Origin of the sequence: Cyanobium sp. LEGE 06143 (assembly GCF_015207535.1) — a bacterium.
In the GTDB taxonomy this organism is placed as follows: Bacteria; Cyanobacteriota; Cyanobacteriia; order PCC-6307; family Cyanobiaceae; genus NIES-981.
The window spans coordinates 1-1,127 of record NZ_JADEWP010000316.1; the positions used below are offsets into that span (position 1 = coordinate 1).

At 71.9% G+C, this 1,127-nt stretch carries 2 protein-coding genes; both read left to right on the forward strand.

The window, feature by feature from the left end; all coding sequences use genetic code 11:
* Positions 1 to 676 (forward strand): NADH-ubiquinone oxidoreductase-F iron-sulfur binding region domain-containing protein (locus IQ216_RS13920; RefSeq protein ID WP_193815940.1); only part of this gene is annotated, 676 nt, incomplete at its 5' end.
* The coding region (locus tag IQ216_RS13925; RefSeq protein ID WP_193815941.1) for a 2Fe-2S iron-sulfur cluster-binding protein at positions 673 to 1,127 on the forward strand (455 nt) is incomplete at its 3' end. The genes IQ216_RS13920 and IQ216_RS13925, both read left to right, overlap by 4 nt.

Sequence of the window (1,127 nt, forward strand, 5' to 3'; positions counted from 1 at the left end):
CCTCTGCGGGGCCCCCACCCTGATCAACAACGTGGAGACCCTGGCCGCGATCCCAGCGATCCTGCGCCGCGGCGGCGACTGGTATGCCGCCATCGGCACCAAGGGCAGCAAGGGCACTAAAGTGTTCTCCCTCTCGGGGGCGGTGCTGAACCCGGGCCTGGTGGAAGTGCCGATGGGCACCAGCCTGCGCACGGTGGTGCAGACCATCGGCGGCGGTGTGCCCGGCGGCGCCGGAGCCGATGGCGGCGTGAAGGCCGTGCAGACCGGCGGCCCCTCGGGCGGCTGCATCCCGGCCCCCCTGCTCGACACGCCGGTGGACTACGAGCGCCTGCGGGAACTGGGTTCGATGATGGGCTCAGGCGGCCTGGTGGTAATGGGCGAGACCACCTCGATGCCGGAGCTGGCCCGCTATTTCATGGGCTTCAACGTGAACGAGAGCTGCGGCAAATGCCTGCCCTGCCGCGCCGGCACCGTGCAGCTGGCCCAGCTGCTGGATCGCTTCGTGGCGCGGCGGGCGACCCTGGCCGACCTCGAGCGCCTGGAGGAGCTCTGCCGCATGGTGGGGGCCACCAGCCTCTGCGGCCTGGGCAAGGCGGCGCCCAACCCGGTGCTCAGCACCCTGCGCTACTTCCGGCAGGAGTACCTGGCGGCCTGCCTGCTGGAGGTGACCCCATGAGCGTGTTCACCCTCACGGTGGATGGGCTGGAGGTGGCGGTGCCCGATGGCGCCTCGCTGCTGGAGGCGGTGCGGGCCGCCGGCTCCGAGCTGCCCACCCTCTGTCACCTGGAGGGGCTGACCCCGGTGGGGGCCTGCCGGCTCTGCCTGGTGGAGCTGGAGGACGGCGGCCGCCTGCTGCCCGCCTGCACCACCGCCGCCGCCGAGGGCATGGCGGTGCACACCGACACGGCTCAGCTGCGCGGCTACCGGCGCATGGCCGTGGAGCTKKTCYTCSCKGAGGGCAACCACKTGTGCGCCTTCTGTGTGGCCAGCGGCAKCTGCGAGCTCCAGGCCCTGGCGGTGGCCGTGGGCATGGACCACTGCCGCTTCCCCTACCAGTACCCGCCACGGCGSGTGGATGCCTCCCACCCCCGCTTCGTGATCGACCACCACCGCTGCATCCTCTGCAC